Here is a 20,272-nt window from a genome sequence, read left to right as displayed (position 1 = left end):
CTCAACGCTCCAGTCTGTCGATCATGTTCTGCGTAATCAGGCAGATGCCGCTTTCCGTGCGGCGGAAGCGCTTGGCGTCCAGTTCCGGGTCTTCACCGACGACAAGCCCTTCGGGAATCTGCACGCCATGATCGATGACGACATTGCGCAGGCGCGCATGCCGGCCGACGAAGACGCTTGGAAGCACGACGGCGTTTTCAAGGCGCGAATAGGAATTGGCGCGCACGCCGGTGAACAGCAGGCTTCGATAAAGCGACGAACCCGAGATGATGCAATCGCCGGAGATGACCGAGGAGACGGCCGAACCGCGGCGGTTTTCATCGTCATGCACGAACTTGGCCGGCGGGGTGATTTCCGCGTAGGTCCAGATCGGCCAGGATTTGTCGTAGATGTCGAGTTCCGGCACCACGTCCGTCAGGTCGATATTCGCCTGCCAGTAGGCGTCGATCGTGCCGACATCGCGCCAGTAGGGCGCTTTTTCCAGATGTGAGCGAATGCAGGACGATGCGAAGCGGTGGGCCACCGCCTTACCGTTCTTGACGATATAGGGGATGATGTCCTTGCCGAAATCGCGCGAGGAAGTCGGATCGGCGGCGTCCCGGCGCAGGAGGTCGAGCAGGAATTTCGTGTGGAACACGTAGATGCCCATCGAGGCCAGCGAGTTCTCCGGGTTTCCGGGAATGCCTGGCGGATCGGCAGGCTTTTCGACGAAATCCGTGATGACGTCGTTTTCATCGACGGCCATGACACCAAAGCCGGTCGCCTCGGCACGTGGCACTTCCAGGCAGCCGATGGTTACATCGGCGCCGGAATCGACGTGCTGCTGGAGCATCAGCTCGTAGTCCATCTTGTAAATATGGTCGCCGGCGAGAATGACCATGTATTCCGGGCCGTAGGGCTCGATGATGTCGAGGTTCTGGTAAACGGCGTCGGCGGTGCCCTCATACCATTGCGTTTCCGACACGCGCTGGCTGGCCGGCAGAATGTCGAAGCTTTCGTTGCGTTCCGGACGCAGGAAGTTCCAGCCGCGCTGAAGGTGGCGGATGAGCGAGTGCGCCTTGTACTGGGTGGCGACGCCGATGCGGCGGATACCCGAGTTGATGGCGTTGGAAAGGGCAAAGTCGATGATGCGCGCCTTGCCGCCGAAATAGACCGCGGGCTTGGCGCGCCGGTCGGTCAATTCCTTGAGGCGGCTGCCGCGACCGCCGGCAAGAACGTAAGCCATCGCGTCACGCGACAGCGGCTGAATGCGTCTTTCCATGGGCGTCCCTCCCGCTTTTCTTGTGGTCAGTCTGTCAGTTTTCCGGTTCCAGCATGATGGTGGCGAGCGGCGGTAGCGTAATCACCGCGCCGCTTGCGCCATCGATGTTGACGACGGCCTCCACACGTCCGCCGTTGCCCTTGCCGCTACCCCCGTAGATCTCGGCATCGGTGTTGAGAATTTCCCGCCAGCGCCCGCCGGATGGCAGGGGAAGCCAGTAATTCTCCTTGTAGGCGGGTGTGAAATTGCAGATGACCGCAATCGGCTTCTGGCCTGGCGCTTCGCGTAGCCAGGCAAAGACCGAGTTGTCGTGGTCATCGACGATGAGCCAACGGAACCCTTCCGGTTCGCAGTCGCGCTCATAAAGCGCCGGCTTGGCCCGGTAGGTGAAGTTGAGGTCGCGTACCAGCCGGCGCATGCCCTCGTGCAGCGGATACTGCGTCAGGTTCCAGTCCAGCGAGCGGGCCTCGCTCCACTCGCTCCATTGCGCGAATTCCTGGCCCATGAACAAGAGCTTCTTGCCGGGATAGCCCCACATGAAGGCGTAATAGGCACGCAGGTTGGCGAATTTCTGCCAGTCGTCGCCGGCCATCTTGGCGATCAGCGACCCCTTGCCATGCACCACTTCGTCATGGCTGAGCGGCAGGACGAAGTTTTCGGCGAAGGCATAGAGCAGGCCGAAGGTGATCTCCTGATGGTGATACTTGCGATAGAGCGGATCGCGCGACAGGTAACGCAACGTGTCGTGCATGAAGCCCATGTTCCACTTGAAGCCGAAGCCGAGCCCGCCTTCGTGTACCGGCTGGGAAACCTTCGGCCAGGAGGTCGATTCCTCGGCAATGGTCATTGCGCCGGCATGGCCGCCATAGACGAACTTGTTCATGTGCTGGAGGAAGCGCACGGCCTCCAGATTTTCGCGGCCGCCATATTCGTTCGGCACCCACTCGCCCTCCTTGCGGGAGTAGTCGAGATAGAGCATCGAGGCCACCGCATCGACGCGCAACCCGTCAACGTGGAACTTCTCCGTCCAGTAGAGCGCGTTGTTGATGAGGTAGGACGAAACTTCGTTGCGACCGAAATTGTAGATCGAGGTCTGCCAGTCCGGATGGTAGCCCTGACGCGGGTCCTCGTGCTCATAGAGCGCGGTGCCGTCGAACAGGCGCAGGCCGTGGTCGTCGCGCGGGAAGTGGGCCGGCACCCAGTCCAGAATGACGCCGATGCCGACCTTGTGGCAGCCGTTGACGAAGCGGGCAAAACCTTCCGGCTCGCCGAAGCGGGCGCTCGGCGCATAAAGCCCTGTCGTCTGATAACCCCAGGAGGGGTCGAAGGGGTGCTCGGACACCGGCAGGAACTCGATATGGGTGAAGCCCATGTCGACGCAGTAGGGGATCAGCCGTTCGGCGAGTTCATCCCAGGTCAGGAAGCCGCCTGCGGCATTGCGCTGCCAGGAACCCGCATGTACTTCGTAGATCGAAATGGGCTGGCGGCGCTGATCGGCCTTGGCCCAGAACGCCATGTGGGCTTCGTCTTCCCATTCCTGCTCGAGTTCGGCGGTAACAACCGAGGCGGTTGCCGGACGAAGTTCGCTGCGGCGGGCATAGGGGTCGGCCTTGAGCGGCAGCACATTGCCGTCGACACCGATGATCTCGAACTTGTAGGCCGAACCGACCGGCACGTCGGGCGCGAAGATTTCCCAGATGCCGGTGTCGATCCTGAGTCGCATGACGTGGGTGCGGCCGTCCCAATGGTTGAAATCGCCGACGACGGAAACGCGCCGTGCATTGGGCGCCCAGACGGCGAAGTGCACGCCATCGACGCCCTGATGCTTCATCGGATGCGCGCCCATCTTGTCGAACAGACGCAGGTGCGATCCCTCGCGGACGTAATAATCGTCCATGGGCCCGAGAACCGGCCAGAAGCTGTAGGGGTCCGTGACCGCCCACTCGCTATCGCCGCGCCGGGCGCGGTAACGCACCGGCTGCTGCGTTGCCATGGCCACCGCGCCGGCAAAGAAGCCGGCGGGGTGAAGACATTCCAGTTCGCCGATCGCGGTGCCATCCAGAGCTTGAGCCGTGACGGCTTCCGCGCCGGGAATGAAGCAGCGCGCATCGAACCCTTCCCCGACATCATGAAGGCCGAGGAGAGAGAAGGGATCGGCATGCGTGCCACCGATAATGTCCTCGATCTCGCTCTGGGCAATTTTGGCGGCCTTGCGGGCCGGATCGAGGCTTTTCGGTGGTTTTTTCATCAAGCTCTCCAGATGTCCTGAGCATATTGCCGAATGGTTCGGTCCGAAGAGAACCAGCCCATCCGGGCGGTATTGAGCACCGCCTTGGTGTACCACGTTGGCTGGTCGATCCACAGTGCGTCAACTTCGCGCTGTGCCCTGGCGTAGGAATCGAAGTCGGCGGCGACCATGAACCAGTCGTGATTGTAGATGCCGTCGATCAGGCTCGAATAGCGTCCGCGATCATCGGGCGAGAAGACGCCCGAGGCGATGGCCGACAGCGCCTGGCTGAGTTCGCGGGACCCTTCGATCGTGGCGCGGGGATTGCGACCTTCAGCACGGGCGCGTGTCACCTCGTCGGCGGTCAGGCCGAAGATGATGATGTTTTCGGCACCGACATGCTCGCGCATTTCGACGTTGGCGCCATCGAGCGTGCCGATGGTCAGCGCGCCGTTCAGGCCGAACTTCATGTTGCCCGTACCGGAGGCTTCCATGCCGGCGGTCGAGATCTGTTCGGAGAGATCGGCGGCAGGCACCATGACTTCCGCCAGCGAGACGTTGTAGTTCGGAATGAAGACCACCTTCAGGAGGCCGCGCACCGCCGGGTCATTGTTGATGACGCGGGCGACATCGTTGGCCAGCTTGATGATGAGCTTGGCGTTATGATAGCTCGGCGCTGCCTTGCCGGCGAAGAACTTGACACGCGGCACCCAGTCCAGTTCCGGATGCGAGCGGATCTGGTCATAGAGCGCAACGGCCTCGATGATGTTGAGGAGCTGGCGCTTGTATTCGTGGATACGCTTGATCTGGATATCGAAGAGGGCGGAGGGATCGACGCGGATGCCCATGCGCTCGTAGACGAGGTTGGCGAGCGCCACCTTGTTCGTGCGCTTTACGGCGGCGAACTTTTCGCGGAAGCCGGCATCCTCGGCAAAGGGATCGAGCGCCGTCAGCTTTTCGGCATCGTCGAGGAACTCGTCGCCGATGGCCTCGCGCAAAAGACCCGTCAGGCCGGGATTGCACTGCTGCAACCAGCGGCGGGGCGTGATGCCGTTGGTCTTGTTGTTGATGCGGTCCGGATAAAGCTTGTGAAGGTCGGAGAACACCGTTTCCTTCATGAGTTCCGTATGCAGCGCCGAAACACCGTTGATGGAGTGCGAGCCAATGAAGGCAAGATTGCCCATGCGCACGCGGCGATCGCCGCTTTCGTCGATCAGCGAGATATGACGGATCTCGTTGTCGGAGAAATACTTCTCCTTGCGGGCCTCGAGCAGGGCCTTGGCGTTGATCGCATAGACGATCTGCATGTGGCGCGGCAGCATGCGCTCGATGAGCGGCACCGGCCAGCTTTCCAGCGCTTCGGGCAGCAGCGTGTGGTTGGTGTAGGAGAAGGTCTTGCGGGTGATCTCCCAGGCCGGATCGAAATCGAAGCCGTGCACGTCGATCAGCAGGCGCATCAGTTCGGCGATGGAGATGGCCGGATGCGTATCGTTGAGCTGGATGGAAACCTTGTCCGGCAGATTGGTGAAATCCGGATACTGCTGCATGTGGCGGCGCAGGATGTCCTGCAGCGAGGCGGAGGAGAAGAAGAACTCCTGGCGCAGGCGCAGTTCCTGGCCGGCGGGCGTTGCATCGGCGGGGTAGAGAACGCGGGTCAGCGATTCCGCCTTGTTGCTTTCGCGCAGCGCGCCGATGTGGTCGCCGGCGTTGAAGGCGTCGAGCAGGATCGGGTCGATCGGCCGGGCCGACCACAGGCGCAGCGTGTTCACGCGCTTGGCCTTCCAGCCGACGACCGGGGTGTCGTAGGCCGTGGCGATGACGCGCTCGGCGGGCTTCCAGAGATAACGCGGCTTGTCGTCCGGGCCGTTGACGGTTTCCACCGCACCGCCGAAGCCGACTTCATAGGACGCTTCGCGGCGTTCGAATTCCCACGGGTTGCCGTGGGCGAGCCAGGTTTCCGGCAGTTCCACCTGCCAGCCGTCGGCCATCTGCTGGCGGAACAGGCCGTGGACATAGCGAATGCCATAACCATAAGCAGGAATGTCGACGGTCGCCATGGACTCCATGAAACAGGCGGCGAGACGGCCGAGACCACCATTGCCCAATGCGGCGTCGGGCTCCAGACCGGCAATGACGTTCAGATCGACGCCGAGCGATTCAAGCGCCTGGCGGATCGCGTCGACCAGTTGCAGGTTCGACATGGCGTCGCGCATCAGGCGGCCGATGAGGAATTCGAGCGAGAGATAATAGACGCGCTTGGCGCCGGAATTATAGACGCCGCGGGTGGATTCCATCCAGCGGTCGATGATGCGGTCGCGAATGACCAGAATGGTCGCGGTCAGCCAGTCATGGGGCTTGGCGACGATGACGTCCTTGCCGATGCGATACGTCAGACGTTCAATGATCTCGGAGGCGAGAATTTCCGGCGTCGAGACGCGGGGTGTGGGAAGCGGAAGATCGGCTGTGGACGGTTTCTTGGTCATGGGATCCCCGGAGGTTTTTCGGTCTAAGCCATTGATTCTGTCAATCTGCTACGCGATTTGCCACGGCAGTTTACGCACCCTTACAGCGCAGTTGCAACACAGTAATTGCATTCCGCCAAAATTGACGGAACTGGGGCTGACTATTTATTTAACTGTTTGTTTTTGTTTTGAATTATTGTCTTGAAAGCGTCATTCGGGCGTGCTGTCATCTGCGCGGTGCAGCCAAAGCCCAATACACGCAAAACGGCGCCCAAAGGCGCCGCCGCGATATATCGGGAATTCGTTGGTAGAGCCGTGCCGGAGCCCCGGTCTCAGTTCGTCAGGCGGGTCATGGCCTGGGTCGCCTTCATGCCGATCGTCTTGAAGTTATCGTTCAGTTCGGAGGCATTCTTGGCGGACATATAGTGCGACGTTGTCGTGGCGCAGTATTTCAGCAGGTCGTTGGCGCGGGTGGTGGCCACCATGAAGCCGATGGTGAACACCTCGATACCAGCTTTGCGCGCCTGATCGCATTGGGTCTTTGTCGAAGTGTCCGAACTGGAGGAGTTATTGTCACCGTCGGTCATGAAGACGATGTACTTGGTGGGAACGCCGCCATTCTTCTGCTTGTGGAGGGTGGCTTCCGTGCTGGCTGTCAGCTTTTGCACGGCTTTCTGGAATGCGGCCGTGGAGTTGGTGCCGCCGGATGCCGAAAGTGCATTGGTGGTGTTCTTGACCGTGGTCGTTCCCCATTCCAGATCGGTGCCCTTTTCCATGGACGAGGCGAAGGTCGAGACGCCCGTTCGCACGAACTGGGCATTCTTGTCGGCCGTCGTCAACTGCCCCATCAGGCCAGTCACGGCCGTTTTCAGGGCATCGATCTTCAGGATGTAGTTCGTTTCGCTCCGGTAGCAGGTCTTTTGAACATATTGCCGGCCTGAATAGTAGGAGCAGTCGTAGGCGACGCTCTTGGTCGGATTGTCTGCATCGACGTTGTCGGTGTTTTCACCCATCGAGCCGGACTTGTCGAGCACCAGATACATGGAGAGCGGATTGCTTTTCATTTCCTGTGAGGCATAAGCCTCGCTGTTCACGACCACGTTCTGGGAGGTCATGTTCAGAAGCGCCAGAAAAGGCGAAAGCGGCACCGAATAGGTCGTGGTGACGTTGACGCGGAAGGATTTTGCGCCATCCGCGTTTGTGGTCTCGGTGACGACGGTGCTGGTCGTCGGCGGGACGTAGCGTGAACCGCTGCTTTGCGCTTCGTTGGCAAGCTGGCCAGTTACGAAGTCTTCGACAAGAAGAATTGCCGCATCCTTGGTAACGCCCTTGTTCGCCATGCCCGAGGCGGCCGCCAGCGCCGCCGAATCCGCGGCGTTCTGAAGTTCCGATTTCGAGGACATCATGGTGCTGAGATCAATGCCGACACCGATGGCAATGATTCCCACCGGAAGGGTGAGCGCAGTCATGATCGCAAAATTGCCGCGCTTGTCCCTGAACATCCGGGACATGCGAGGCTTCAGTCTCCATTCGATGAACATCATGATCATCCAGAGTTAAAGTGAGCCTATGCGAGACGTGTAGGGTCACAATCTGGAGAAGCCGTTAAACGGACATTTGGTATTTTAACGACCGGTCAGTTCTTGAGCGGAATCACGTCCACGGCCTGCCGGGTGGAGTGACTTCCGTAGCTTTTCAGCACACCGATGACCGGCGCCACGTCGGAATAGTCACGTCCGTAGGCCACGACAATATGGTCGGTGCCAGCCACAATATTGTTCGTCGGGTCGAGTTCGATATAGCCTAGGCTTTCGCCGCACCAGACGCGGACCCAGGCATGCATGGCGTCCGCTCCCTCCAGCCTTTCCTTGCCCGGCGGCGGAATGGTGCGCAGGAAACCGCTGACATAACCGGCGGGGATACCGAGGCTGCGAAGCGCCACGATCATCACATGGCTGAAATCCTGGCAGACGCCGCGTTTCATCTTGAACGCTTCCTGCGGCGTGGAATCGACGGTCGTCGCCTCCGGATCGTATTTGAAATCGGTATAGACGCGCTTGCAGATTTCGTAGGCTGCCTCGCGCACCGTCATGCCCGGCTTGATCATGGCGCGCGCATAGGCGGCAATTTCCACATTGTCGGCTAGCCGTGGGCTGGGGCCCGCCAGATGATGCGGCGAGTCCCCGTCCATCGACCACACTGCTTCCAGTTCTGCCTGCAGCTTGCCGACGAGCGGCGAGAAATCCGCCACCGGCTCCACCTGATCGACCTGCACGCGCGCCTGCATCCGGATTTCGAGCGTGCCGTGCTGCGAGCGATACATGATGGCGGTGGTGGGGTTGCCGAAGAAATCGGTCAGCGAGGACTTCTCGTCCGGCTCGGGCGACACCTTCACCGAGCCGGCAATCAGCCGCTGGCGACCGGGAATGGACAAGGGCAGCACGCGCAGGATGTGGCGCGCGCCGGATGCCGGCGTGTCGTAGTCGTAACCGATGGTGAGCGCGATGTCGTAAAGCATGGGGTTCGGATCAGCTCAGATAGGTTTGCGCCAGAATGTCGGACAGATGTTCGAGATCCTGTTCGAGCTGCCGGTAAACGGCGGCGTTCATCGCATCGGGGGTCATGACGGCGAGATTCGCCTGCATGCGCATGGCTTCACGGTAGAAGGGCGACATCTGGCCGTTGACGAAGGCCTGGGGCAGTTGCTCCACCTCCTGCCGGATCTCGTTCATCTGGAACAGGATCGAGCGCGGGTTGAGCGGGTCGAGCGCCAGAAGGTCGGTGACGGTCAGCCGCGCTGTCGAGACATTGTAGCGGCGGCGGTGGGTCATCACGCTGTCGCCGATTTCCAGCAGCATGTCGAGCGCGCCGTCCGGCGTATCCTCTTTGGACATATGGCCGAGCAGGCGCGTCATGTGCAGGCCGCGTTCCAGCATGCGGCCGATCGTCAGGAAGCGCCAGCCGGTGAAGCGGTACATGTTTTCGTGCACCAGGCCGGCAAAGCCCGCAAGCTTGCGCAGGAGAATGGTCATGGCGTGCGAGGCATCGTCTCCCGGCTGCACTTTCTCGTGGAAGCGGCGGGCGGTCTTGGCCAGATCGTTCAGCGCCAGCCAGCCATCGGGGGAGAAGCGGTCGCGGATGTTCGAGGCGGAATAGACGGCGCTGTCGATGTTGCCGAGCAGGCTGGCCGGCACGCCTTCCTTGCTGTCGATATCGACATCGGCAAGATAAGCCGACACATAGGCCAGCAGCGGTTGTGTCGGATCGGCGTTTTCGGCGAAGCGTGCGTGCCAGGCGCGCAGAATGCGCAAGGCCCCTTCGGCGCGCTCGATATAGCGGCCAAGCCAGAACAGATTGTCGGCGGCGCGGCTCGGCAGGGCGCCGGGCAGGTTGCGGGCAAACTCCTGTTCCGGCGGCAGAAGCGTCGTCACCTCGACCGGCTTGTTCGAGACGATCCAGACATCGGCGGCCATGCCGCCCGACTGCATGGCGATCGCCGCGACATTGTCGCCTGCTCCGATGCGGGCGAAGCCGCCGGGCATGATCTGCCAGCCATCCGCCGTGCGGGCCGCAAAAACGCGCAGCGACATGGGGCGCGGCGTCAGCTTGCCATCGATGAAGGCGGGGGTCGTGGAAAGGGTTACGGCCTCCTGACCGACGAGGCGGGCGCCGTCGCTGGCCAGCCATTCGGTCATGGAAGTCTTGGCGTTCCTGCGCAGCGTCGAACCCAGCACGGACTGGCCGTGATCGTCGAAGAAGGGCAGGCAGGAATAGGCCGGGCCGATGACCATGCGGTCGATATTGCGCGTTACATGCTCACGCTCGGCTGGCTGGCCGCACCACCAGGTGGCGATGGACGGCAGCTTGAGTTCTTCGCCCAGCAGTTTGCGACAGAGCGTCGGCAGGAAGGCAAGCAGCGCACGGGTTTCAAGAATACCGGAGCCAAGCGCGTTGACCATGGTCACATTGCCGGCGCGGACGGCCTGTGTCAGGCCCGGCGTGCCGATGTGTGAATTCTGGTTCAGTTCCAGCGGGTCGGAATAGGCGGCATCCAGACGACGCCACAGCACGCTGACCGGCTTCAGGCCGGAGACGGTGCGCACCATCACGCGGTTGTTCACCACCGCCAGATCTTCACCCTCCAGCAGCATGAAACCGAGATAACGGGCGATATAGGCGTGTTCGAAATAGGTTTCATTGGCGGGGCCGGGCGTCAGAACGGCGATGCGGTCGTCGGCGGTCTTCTTGCAGGCCTGAAGCGCATTGCGGAAAGCACCGAAGAAGGAGGCGAGGCGGTGCACATGGCTTTCGGCGTAGATGTCGGAGAAGGCGCGGGCGGTCGCCACACGGTTTTCCAGTGCAAAACCGGCGCCCGAGGGCGCCTGTGTGCGGTCTGCGAGTACCCACCAGTTCCCGTCCGGCCCACGGCCGATTTCGAAGGAACAGAAATGCAGGTAGTGGCCGCCGGGCGGTGCGACGCCGACCAACGGGCGCAGGAATTCAGGGTTGGAGGCGATCAGCGCCGGGGGAATGAAGCCTTCGCGCACCAGATCGTTGGCGCCGTAGATATCGGCGACCACGGTTTCCAGAAGCTCGGCGCGCTGCTTCAGCCCTTCGGCCAGCGCTTCCCATTCCTTCTCGGCGATCAGAACGGGGACATGGCTGATAGGCCAGGGGCGTTCGGCGCTGCCCTGTGCGCCATAGGCGCGGTAGAACACGCCGGCATCGCGCAGATAGCGGTCGGCACGGGCGAAGCGTTCACCGCGCTCATGGGCGCTCATGCGTCCCAGCGCCGCCAGCATGGGCTGCCAGACCGGACGGACATTGCCGGCCGTATCCAGCATTTCATCGGCGACGCCCGGAATGGCGCGATAGCTGAGCGTCGCGCTCGCGTCGGGCGGCGCGGTCTTGGCTTCGGTCTTGCGTTCGGTGGCTGGTACTTTCGCCATCGTTTATCAGAATCCTTGCGGCCTTCGCAGATCGAGGGTCAGCGGGAATTCTTCCGCAGTGCGCTCGGGCCGCAGGATGTAGCCGCCCGCCGTATGTCCCCAGGGTTCGAACCGCGCCAGCCGGCGTGCTTCGGCTTCATTGCCGTTGACCGGGAACGTCTCATAATTGCGCCCGCCCGGATGGGCAACATGATAGATGCACCCGCCGATGGAACGGTTCGACCATGTGTCATAAATGTCGAAGGTCAGCGGCGTGTTGACCGGAAGGACAGGATGCAGGCCGGAGGCCGGCTGCCAGGCCTTGTAGCGCACACCGGCCACCGCGATGCCGGAGGTCGGCGTCTGGGTGAGAGGTACGGCGCGGCCGTTGCAGGCGACCTTGTAGCGTTCCGGGTTGGAGGTCTCCAGCTTGACCTGCAGGCGTTCCACCGAGGAATCGACGTAACGCACGGTGCCGCCGATGGCGCCCTGTTCGCCCATGACGTGCCAGGGTTCGAGCGCCTGACGCAGTTCGAGGCGGGAATTTTCGTATTCGACCTCGCCGCAGAAGGGGAAGCGGAATTCGAGCTGGGCCGCGAACCATTCCGGGCGGAAATCGAAGCCATGGTCGCGCAGGTCGGCCAGAACGTCGAGGAAATCGGCCCAGACATAATGCGGCAGCATGAAACGGTCATGCAGCGCCGTGCCCCAGCGCACGAAATTGCCGCCGATCGGGTTCTTCCAGAAGCGGGCGATGAGTGCGCGAACGAGAAGCTGCTGGGCCAGCGACATGCGGGCATTCGGCGGCATTTCGAAGCCGCGGAATTCGACAAGGCCAAGACGTCCGGTCGGGCCGTCCGGCGAGAACAGCTTGTCGATGCAGATTTCCGAACGGTGGGTGTTGCCGGTGACGTCGATCAGCAGGTTGCGGAACAGGCGGTCCACCAGCCACGGCAGGGGCGGCAGAAGGCCGTGACCCGGCATCGGGATCTGGGCCAGCGCGATTTCCAGCTCGTAGAGGCTGTCGTGGCGGGCTTCGTCGATGCGCGGCGCCTGGCTGGTCGGGCCGATGAACATGCCCGAGAACAGGTAGGAGAGGGAGGGATGGCGCTGCCAGTGCAGCACGAGGCTCTTCAGCAGGTCGGGCCGACGCAGGAAGGGGCTGTCATTGGTGTTGGCACCGCCGACCACCACATGGTTGCCGCCGCCGGTGCCGGTGTGGCGGCCATCGATCATGAACTTGTCGGTGCCGAGCCGCGACTGACGGGCCTCCTCATAGACCGTCGAGGTAATGTCCACGCATTCCTGCCAGTTAGAGGCCGGATGCACGTTGACCTCGATGACGCCCGGATCGGGCGCGACGCGGATGACGTTCAGACGCTCGTCGTGCGGGGGCGTGTAGCCTTCGATATGGACGGGCAGGCCAAGGGCGGCAGCCGCGCGCTCGGTGGAGGCAATGAGATCGAGATATTCCTCAAGGGCTGCCGTTGGCGGCATGAACACGCACAATCGTCCGTCACGCACTTCCACCGAGATGGCGGTGCGGACGTGGCCGCCGATTTCCTCGTAGGACTGGCCGCTCATCTGCTGGTGCGGCGTATCCGGCTGGAACGAGTGTTCCGGCATGACGCGCCCTTTCTCGGTGGAGAAATCAGGCAGCAGCGGTTTCTGCACGGTCGGATCGACCGGGTTGATATAGGGATACCACGAGGGCGAGATATAGGGCAGCGCGTTCAGCGGCAGGCGGAAGCCGACGGGGCTGTCGCCGGGAATGAGGTAGAGGCGGCCGCGGCGGGTGCGCCACATTTCGCTGACCCAGGTGCGGCCCGAAGCGCGGTTCTGCCATGCCTGCACCGGCAGCACGTAACCGGCGGGCTGGGTCAGGCCGTTGGCAAAGACCTTGGCGATGCGGTTGCGCTCTTCCGGGTCCTTGAGCTTGGAATTGGCCGGATCGACATTGTCCGGCAGGTTGGCTTCGCGAATGATCCATTCCGCCGGGTCTTCGTAGGCCGCCACGACATTGGTGACGTCGAGATCGAGTTCGACGGCAACCGCCTGCAGCAGGCGCGAGGCATCCTCGTGGGTCACGCCATGATCGCGGGCTTCCACGGCAATCAGGTCCGGATTGTTCCAGACCGGCAGGCCATCCTTGCGCCAGTAGAGCGAGAAGGTCCAGCGCGGCAGGGATTCGCCCGGATACCACTTGCCCTGACCGTAATGCAGAAAGCCGCCGGGGGCGAATTTCTCGCGCAGGCGACGGATCAGCACGTCGGCACGGTCGCGTTTGGTGGGGCCGACGGCGGCGGTGTTCCACTCCTCGGACTGGAAGTCGTCGATGGACACGAAGGTCGGCTCGCCGCCCATGGTCAGGCGGACGTCCTCGGCCTGCAGCACGCGGTCCACTTCCTCGCCCAGTTCGTTCAGCGCATCCCAGCTTTCGTCGTTGAACGGCTTGGTGATGCGCGGATGCTCCGAAACGCGGGCGACCTGCATGTCGAAATCGAATTCGGTCTCGGCCTTGCCGAAATAGCCACCGGAAATCGGTGCGGCATTCTTGTAGTGCGGGGTCGCGGCCAGCGGAATGTGGCTTTCGCCGGTCAAAAGACCAGAGGTCGGGTCAAGGCCAACCCAGCCCGCACCCGGCAGGTAGACTTCCGCCCAGGCGTGCAGGTCGGTGAAGTCGACCTCGGTGCCGGAGGGGCCGTCGAGCGCCTTGAGATCGGGGGCGAGCTGGATCAGATAACCCGAGACGAAACGGGCGGCAAAGCCCAGACGGCGCAGCAGGTTGACGAGAAGCCAGCTCGTATCGCGGCACGAACCCTTTTTGGCCGCCAGGGTTTCTTCAGGCGTCTGCACGCCGGGTTCCAGGCGGATGACGTAGCCGATATCCTGCTGGAGGCGGGCGTTGAGGCCAACCACCATGTCGACGGTGACCTGTTCCGGCGTCTTGTCGATGGACTTGTAATAGGCTTCGAACAGGGGACCTGCGGTTTCGGCCTTGCGGTAGATCGAGAGGTCTTCGATCAGCGTTTCCGGATAGGTAAAGGGCCACTTTGTGGCCTCTTCCTCGACGAAGAAGTCGAAGGGGTTGTAGACCGTCATGTCGGCGACAAGGTCGACCTCGATCTTGAACTCCGTCACCGGCTCGGGAAACACGTATCGGGCGAGGTAGTTGCCGTAGGGGTCCTGCTGAAGATTGACGAAGTGGTTGGCGGGCGTGATCTTCAGGGAATGTGAGAGAACTTTGGTCTTGGAGTGGGCGGCGGGCTTGAGCCGTATGATCTGCGGGCCAAGCTGGACGGGGTTGTCATATTTGTAGTGGGTGAGGTGATAGATACTGGCTTTGATCGACATACTGCCCCGTGCCTGAACCCTTACGCGTCCGGAATGGTCGCGTGAAACAAATGCCGCAATCTTGGGCAATGCTTTGGAATAAAGCAAGTACCAATCGGTAATATCCAAGCCGTTGATTTTTGCTGCAAAGTCTTGTCAGACAGGCCCTTCGAGCGGCAGCCGCCACGCATGGAGAGACGTGGCGGCCTTCGGCTTTCAGGCCATTTCTGCTTCTGGCGAAGGGCAAGTTCGCAGCCCGGCAATCCGCGAGCAAAGAAGCACCGGCCATCAGCCGGATCGGGTTTTCCGGCCGCACGCCTTATTGCGGCGCCTTCAGATAGGCGATGAGGTCAGTGACCTCATCGGGCGTCTTGAGACCGGCGAAGGCCATGGTCGTGCCCTTCACCAGATCCTTCGGCTTCGGCAGGTATTCGGCGAGGCGCGCCTCGTCCCAGACCTTACCGTCGGCGCCGAATTCGGTCATCGCCTTCGAATACCTGAACCCCTCATAGGTTGCGACCGGGCGACCGATCACGGTGCCGAGATAGGGGCCGACCTTGTTTTTCGGTTCCGTTGCCGTGTGACAGGCGGAACAGTTCTTCTTGAAAACCGCAGCACCTTTCGTCGCGTCGCCACCGGCATGCGCAGCCGTTGCAGAGGCGGCGAGCGCGAGAAGCACGAGCATCTTGTTCATGCGCAATCCTCATTCCGTTGCTGTCCACACGGACCGGTCGTCCGGTCCGTGTGGACTTGATCGCCGTGATCAGGGTTTAGCGTGCTCGGAATGATCGCCCATGGCATCGTCTGCCTTCGGCTTCTGCACGACGAATTCGACTTCGACCGGGCCGGCCTTTTCGAAGGTCAGCTTGGCCTTGATCTTTTCGCCTTCCACGAAGGGCTGGGGAAGGTTCATGAACATGACATGCAGGCCGCCCGGCTTCAGTTCAACCGTCTGGCCGGCGGGAATGGCGATGCCGCCTTCGACTTCGCGCATCTTCATGACGTCGTTCTCGATCTTCATCTCATGAAGCTGCGCCATGGGCGCGCGATCGGTGGTCACGGAAACGAGGCGGTCGTCCGTCTTGCCTTCGTTGGTGACCTTCAGGTAGCCGCCGCCCACGGTTGCGCCGGCAACGGTCGGCTTGGCCCACGGGTGGCCGATCTTCAGTTCGCCGACAGTGAAGCCATGGGCGAGCGCGGCGGAGATACCGGCGGCGGTAATGAGAGCAGCGGCAAGGCTTTGCTTCAGGAAACGGTTCATCTTGGTTTTCCTCACGAATAATGCGCCGGCTGCGGGCGTGCTTTCGAGCCCTTGGCGGTTCCGGCTTTTTCCTTGAAATGCGGTGCGAACCGACTGTTCCGTCGCACCGTTCGGCTTTCAGGCGTGGGAAATGGATGGTGGTCCGCGCGGTGCGGATGTCAGGCGAAAGGGCGTAACGAGAGCGCTTTTCGGGCTCTGCGGCAGCAGCGTTTCTGCAAGACGCAGTGGGGGAACCGCCAGCGAGGGGGGAGGCGGCAGCAGCGTCGAAGCGGAGAGCAGGCAGGCTTCGCAGCGACCGTGGTCGTGCATCGGACCCTTGTCGCCATCGAGATTGGCGACGTCGCACAGGAATGGCAGCGTTCCGTCCGGCAGCACATAGGCCGCGAATTCGGACGCCGGAACGGTGGTGAAGACCTGCGGAGGCTTGTGGGCAAACCCGACGAGAATCAGGGCAAGCGCGCAGATGATGCGCGTCCAGCGGCTGATCTGTCCCTTGCGGTTGGTCATGGGTGCTCCCTCTCGCCTGCCGTTTTAAGGGGAAGTTTTCTGAAAAACAATCATGCGCGGCATTCTGTCCCAATCCCGCCTCTGCTTTGCCTGTTGCGGCGGGCTGCGTCGTGGTAATTCTCGAACGAGACGATTTGCGGAGAGCAGCATGCGGGCAATGGTACTCACGACGAAAGGTGCACCGCTCCAACCGGTCGAGCGGCCGGACCCCGTGCCGGGCGCTGGCGAAATTCGCGTGCGGGTGGAAGCCTGCGCCGTTTGCCGTACGGATCTGCATGTCGTCGACGGCGATCTGCCGGACCCGCACCTGCCGCTGGTGCCCGGCCATGAGATCGTCGGCATTGTCGAGGCGCTCGGCGAGGGTGTCACCACACACGCTATCGGCCGGCGGGTCGGTATTCCCTGGCTCGGGGGCACCTGCGGCTGCTGTTCCTATTGTGAAAGCGACCGCGAGAACCTGTGTGACGAGCCTGTCTTCACCGGCTACACCCGCGATGGCGGCTTTGCGACGCATGTGGTGGCGCGGGCCGATTACGCCTTCGCCCTCGATGGCTTCGACGATCCGGTCGCGGTGGCGCCGCTGATGTGCGCCGGGTTGATCGGCTGGCGCTCGCTGAAGATGGCGGGGCCGGCCAGGCGTATCGGCATTTACGGTTTCGGTGCGGCCGCTCATATCATCGCGCAGGTCTGTCGTTATCAGGGGCGCGAGGTCTATGCTTTCACCCGGGACGGTGATGAGGCGGCGCAGACGATGGCGCTGTCGCTCGGCGCGGTTTGGGCCGGTGGTTCTTTGGAAGCGCCGCCCGTGGTGCTCGATGCCGCGATCATCTTTGCCCCGGTCGGCGATCTCGTGCCGGCGGCGCTGAAAGCAGTGGCCAAGGGTGGGCGCGTCGTGTGCGGCGGCATTTATATGAGCGATATTCCCCGGTTCCCCTACCGGCTGCTCTGGGAAGAGCGGCAGGTGCTCTCCGTCGCGAACCTGACGAGGGCCGATGCGGTCGAGTTTCTGGCGCTGGCGCCGGTGGCCGGGGTAAAGACAACGACGACCGTCTATCCACTCGAACGGGCCAACGAGGCGCTGGCGGATCTGCGGGCCGGGCGTTTTCAGGGTGCCGCGGTGCTGGTGCCCTGAGAATGACGGAATCGGCGTGGAAAGACATTGCTGTTGCGGCTTTTGCGGTTGGTGAGACCGGTGGCGCGCAGGCGGCTGGAAGGTGTGCATGAAAGTGGCGGAAGAGACCGGCGGGCACGCGCCCGCCGAGGATACGGCGGGGGGCTACGAACTGCCCATCTGGGCACAGGTCCGGATGATGGGCGGCGCGTTCTGGCATTCAAGCGTCAGAAACCGGGTTTTGTGGCAAGCGCTGGCGCTGTTGCTCGTCATTCTGGCGACCGCCTACATGCAGATCGTTCTCAACGAATGGAACGTGCCTTTCTACAATTCGCTCGAGCGTCGCGATGTACCGGAGTTCCTGCGGCAGTTGCAGATCTTCGTGGGCATTGCCGGCACGCTGCTTCTGCTCAATGTCTGCCAGACCTGGCTGAACCAGATGGCCGCTCTTTCGATGCGCGAGGGGCTGACGCGCGATCTGGTCGACGAATGGCTGAAGGATCGCCGCGCCGTGAGGCTCGCCAATTCCGGCACGATCGGTGTCAATCCTGACCAGCGCCTGCATGAGGACGCGCGCAACCTTTCGGAGATCACGACAGCACTCAGCATCGGTCTGGTGCAATCGACCATCCTGCTCGGCAGCTTCATCGGCGTCTTGTGGACGCTCTCCAACGATTTCGCCTTCACCATCGGCACGCAGCACATCGCGGTGCCCGGCTACATGGTCTGGGCGGCCTTCTTCTATGCCGGCGTCGCCTCCATGCTCAGTCGCGTCGTGGGGCGCCGGCTCGTCGGGCTGAATGCGGAGCGCTATTCCCGCGAGGCGGACATGCGCTTCCTGCTGATGCGCACCAATGAAAACCTCACGGCAATCTCTTTGGCGCGCGGTGAAAAGCGCGAGCGCAAACGCATCATGGGCCGCATCAGCGCGGTGCTCTCCATTACCCGCCAGCTCGTGACCGCCAATACCAACCTGACCTGGGTGTCCGCCGGTTTCGGCTGGCTGTCGCAGGTGGCGCCGATCATCATCGCGGCCCCGGTCTATTTCTCCGGGCAGATTACCTTCGGCGGCCTGATGATGGCGGTCGGCGCCTTCAATCAGGTCAATCTGGCGCTGCGCTGGTATGTGACCAATTTCGGCCAGATTGCCGATTGGCATGCGACGCTCGGGCGCGTCAGCGCCTTTCGCCACGCGCTGCTGGAGATGGACCGCAAGAAGGCGACCGGGATGGTCATCGACTACCGCTTGCAGAGCGACGAAACGATCCGCATCGAGGATCTGACGCTGTGCCTGAGGGCGGGCGCGGCGCATTTCGAGAGCGGTCTCAGGCTTCAGGAAGGGGGCGTCAGCGTAGCGCGCGGCGAGCGGGTCATGGTGAACGGCGATCCCGGCATCAACCGGCACCTGCTGTTCGGCGCCATGGCCGGCCTGTGGCCCTGGGGGCGCGGCGTCATCGGCCTGCCGCCGGAGGAAAGCGTTCTCTTCATGCCGCAAACCGGTTATCTGGCCGGCGCGTCGTTGCAGGAGGTGCTGGCCTATCCGCTTTCGCCGGATGTGTTTTCCAAGAACGAGTTGCTTCTGGCGCTCGACCGCACCGGTCTTTCACGCCTGAAGCCCATTCTCGACACCACGGCGCGCTGGGACAAGGTGCTGGATAGCGACGACCAGATGAAGTTGCGCTTTGCCAATGCACTACTGCTTAAGCCCGATTTCATCATCATGGACGATCTGCTTGAAGGGCTGGAGCCGGAAACGCAGGCGAACCTTGTTGGCGTCATCGAGGATCTCGGCGATACCGGACTGCTCTATATCGGCCGGTCGCAGGCCTTCATCGAGGCGCTGACGCCGCGCGTCGTGCATCTGGAAACCGCCCGTGGGCTTCATGCCGTCGTCGATAAATGACCGGCAGGGGGCGACAGGAGGCCCGCGGCTTTCTATATTGCGGTGACGGGCCTGAATCGCCTTCACGCGACCGAAGGAACCGAAGGTGCGGCGAAAGCGTTGATACAGGCCCGGTATAGTCGCGAGCGGCTTTACCTGCCGGGCCTGCTGCCGGACATAAGAAGAAAAGAAAGGCGCGTCGCCGGAGGTTGCTCCGTGTGAAACGCCCTGAGGATAAACGAGTTCGAGGATCTTTCATGCACCCACGCACCAAACAACTGGTCGTCATGTGGATCGCGACAGTCATTTTTTCGGCCGTCATGTTCTTTCTGGCCATGCTTCCGGCGCTCTACGAGCTTTACCCGGATTATTTTCCTTTCTGAGGCGGTAAAGTCGCGCCGCGTGGTTGTCTGCAGCCATGGGCGCGACGGAAACGAAAAAGGCTTCCGGTTTCCCGGAAGCCTTTGCTTTCAAAGCGAATTCGAATGGTGGGCGTGACAAGGATCGAACTTGTGACCCCTACGATGTCAACGTAGTGCTCTCCCGCTGAGCTACACGCCCATCCGATGTGGCGGCTTACACCACAAATCAGAACCGGCGTCAACGCCTCACAAGCAGTCCGCGGCGATTGATTTTCGATTTTCACAGTTTCGCGGGAAGCGGACGCCCAGAAACGGAAAAATCCGCCGAAGCGGATTTCTCAACGTATTCAGGTAATTGGATGGTGGGCGTGACAAGGATCGAACTTGTGACCCCTACGATGTCAACGTAGTGCTCTCCCGCTGAGCTACACGCCCATCCGATGGGGCGGCTTACATCATGAAACGGGGTTTCGCGTCAACCGCTTTTTTTCCGTTTTTTGACAATCGCCCCGAAAGCCTTACGCAGCAAGCAACTTGTTCACTTCGTCAACGAGGTCGCGCAGGTGAAAAGGCTTGGAAAGAACCTTGGCGTCCTTCGGAGCCTTCGAATCGGCGTTCAGCGCCACGGCGGCAAAGCCGGTAATGAACATGACCTTGAGGTCGGGATCGAGTTCGGTGGCGCGGCGCGCCAGTTCGATGCCGTCCATTTCCGGCATCACGATGTCGGTCAGAAGCAGGGAGAAGGGTTCCTCGCGCAGGCGATCATAGGCGCTCGCGCCATTGTCGAAGGACGAGACCTTGTAGCCCGCCTTCTCCAGCGCCTTCACGAGGAAGCGGCGCATGTCGTTGTCGTCTTCGGCGAGAAGGATTTTTTGACTCATTGGGGTGACCGTTATTCAAATGAATGCCATGGGTGGATTCGAGAGATCGACCTTAGC

Annotated in this window: 14 protein-coding genes and 2 tRNA genes; 3 read left to right on the top strand and 13 right to left on the bottom strand. The window is 61.9% G+C overall.

Annotated elements, in window-relative coordinates; genetic code table 11:
* Nucleotide 1: 1 nt before the first annotated feature.
* From glgC to GGQ66_RS03135, 10 genes are all read right to left on the bottom strand, one after another.
* On the bottom strand, nucleotides 2–1,261 hold the full coding sequence (gene glgC, locus GGQ66_RS03180; protein WP_183789317.1) for a glucose-1-phosphate adenylyltransferase: 1,260 nt from the start codon (nucleotides 1,259–1,261) through the stop codon (nucleotides 2–4).
* 34 nt (nucleotides 1,262–1,295) lie between these two features.
* Nucleotides 1,296–3,509, bottom strand: a complete 2,214-nt coding sequence (gene glgB, locus GGQ66_RS03175) for a 1,4-alpha-glucan branching protein GlgB (RefSeq protein ID WP_183789315.1) — start codon at nucleotides 3,507–3,509, stop codon at nucleotides 1,296–1,298.
* Nucleotides 3,509–5,971: a glycogen/starch/alpha-glucan phosphorylase gene (locus GGQ66_RS03170; RefSeq protein WP_183789313.1), complete on the bottom strand. Its 2,463-nt coding sequence runs from the start codon at nucleotides 5,969–5,971 to the stop codon at nucleotides 3,509–3,511. The genes glgB and GGQ66_RS03170 overlap by 1 nt, the downstream gene beginning before the upstream one ends.
* Before the next feature lie 311 nt (nucleotides 5,972–6,282).
* The gene (locus tag GGQ66_RS03165; RefSeq protein ID WP_183789311.1) at nucleotides 6,283–7,461 is read right to left on the bottom strand and encodes a vWA domain-containing protein; all 1,179 of its coding nucleotides are present in this window, start codon (nucleotides 7,459–7,461) and stop codon (nucleotides 6,283–6,285) included.
* 125 nt (nucleotides 7,462–7,586) lie between these two features.
* Complete coding sequence (locus GGQ66_RS03160) at nucleotides 7,587–8,468, bottom strand: transglutaminase family protein (RefSeq protein ID WP_183789309.1); 882 nt, start codon at nucleotides 8,466–8,468, stop codon at nucleotides 7,587–7,589.
* 10 nt (nucleotides 8,469–8,478) lie between these two features.
* Entirely contained in the window at nucleotides 8,479–10,899 is a 2,421-nt protein-coding gene (locus GGQ66_RS03155) for a circularly permuted type 2 ATP-grasp protein (protein ID WP_183789307.1), read from the bottom strand.
* Between the two features lie 6 nt (nucleotides 10,900–10,905).
* Complete coding sequence (locus GGQ66_RS03150; RefSeq protein ID WP_183789305.1) at nucleotides 10,906–14,232, bottom strand: transglutaminase family protein; 3,327 nt, start codon at nucleotides 14,230–14,232, stop codon at nucleotides 10,906–10,908.
* A 298-nt stretch (nucleotides 14,233–14,530) separates the two neighbouring features.
* Nucleotides 14,531–14,905 (bottom strand): c-type cytochrome, encoded by a 375-nt coding sequence (locus GGQ66_RS03145; RefSeq protein WP_237358768.1) that lies wholly within the window; start codon nucleotides 14,903–14,905, stop codon nucleotides 14,531–14,533.
* 69 nt (nucleotides 14,906–14,974) lie between these two features.
* Nucleotides 14,975–15,472, bottom strand: coding sequence for a copper chaperone PCu(A)C (locus GGQ66_RS03140; RefSeq protein ID WP_183789303.1), 498 nt, complete (start codon nucleotides 15,470–15,472; stop codon nucleotides 14,975–14,977).
* A gap of 117 nt (nucleotides 15,473–15,589) precedes the next feature.
* Complete coding sequence (locus GGQ66_RS03135; RefSeq protein WP_183789301.1) at nucleotides 15,590–15,979, bottom strand: DUF2946 family protein; 390 nt, start codon at nucleotides 15,977–15,979, stop codon at nucleotides 15,590–15,592.
* A gap of 148 nt (nucleotides 15,980–16,127) precedes the next feature.
* On the opposite strand from GGQ66_RS03135, the gene GGQ66_RS03130 reads away from it, so the two are divergent.
* The 3 genes from GGQ66_RS03130 (at nucleotide 16,128) to GGQ66_RS23245 (ending at nucleotide 19,355) form a co-directional block, all read left to right on the top strand.
* The gene (locus GGQ66_RS03130; RefSeq protein WP_183789299.1) at nucleotides 16,128–17,111 is read left to right on the top strand and encodes a zinc-dependent alcohol dehydrogenase family protein; all 984 of its coding nucleotides are present in this window, start codon (nucleotides 16,128–16,130) and stop codon (nucleotides 17,109–17,111) included.
* A gap of 88 nt (nucleotides 17,112–17,199) precedes the next feature.
* Nucleotides 17,200–18,993, top strand: a complete 1,794-nt coding sequence (locus GGQ66_RS03125) for an ABC transporter ATP-binding protein/permease (RefSeq protein ID WP_183789297.1) — start codon at nucleotides 17,200–17,202, stop codon at nucleotides 18,991–18,993.
* Nucleotides 18,994–19,229: 236 nt separating this feature from the next.
* Nucleotides 19,230–19,355, top strand: coding sequence for a hypothetical protein (locus tag GGQ66_RS23245; RefSeq protein ID WP_272872518.1), 126 nt, complete (start codon nucleotides 19,230–19,232; stop codon nucleotides 19,353–19,355).
* Between the two features lie 103 nt (nucleotides 19,356–19,458).
* Here GGQ66_RS23245 and GGQ66_RS03120 read toward each other — a convergent pair.
* From GGQ66_RS03120 to cpdR1, 3 genes are all read right to left on the bottom strand, one after another.
* Nucleotides 19,459–19,533: transfer RNA gene (locus GGQ66_RS03120), tRNA-Val, on the bottom strand.
* A gap of 161 nt (nucleotides 19,534–19,694) precedes the next feature.
* Nucleotides 19,695–19,769, bottom strand: a tRNA-Val gene (locus tag GGQ66_RS03115).
* A gap of 83 nt (nucleotides 19,770–19,852) precedes the next feature.
* Nucleotides 19,853–20,215, bottom strand: coding sequence for a response regulator CpdR1 (gene cpdR1 / locus GGQ66_RS03110; protein WP_112828718.1), 363 nt, complete (start codon nucleotides 20,213–20,215; stop codon nucleotides 19,853–19,855).
* Nucleotides 20,216–20,272: the final 57 nt, after the last annotated feature.

It is taken from the genome of Allorhizobium borbori (genome assembly GCF_014196535.1).
Classification (GTDB): Bacteria; Pseudomonadota; Alphaproteobacteria; order Rhizobiales; family Rhizobiaceae; genus Ectorhizobium; species Ectorhizobium borbori.
Note: the sequence above shows the minus strand (reverse complement) of the source record. Positions and strands in the feature narration are given on the sequence as shown.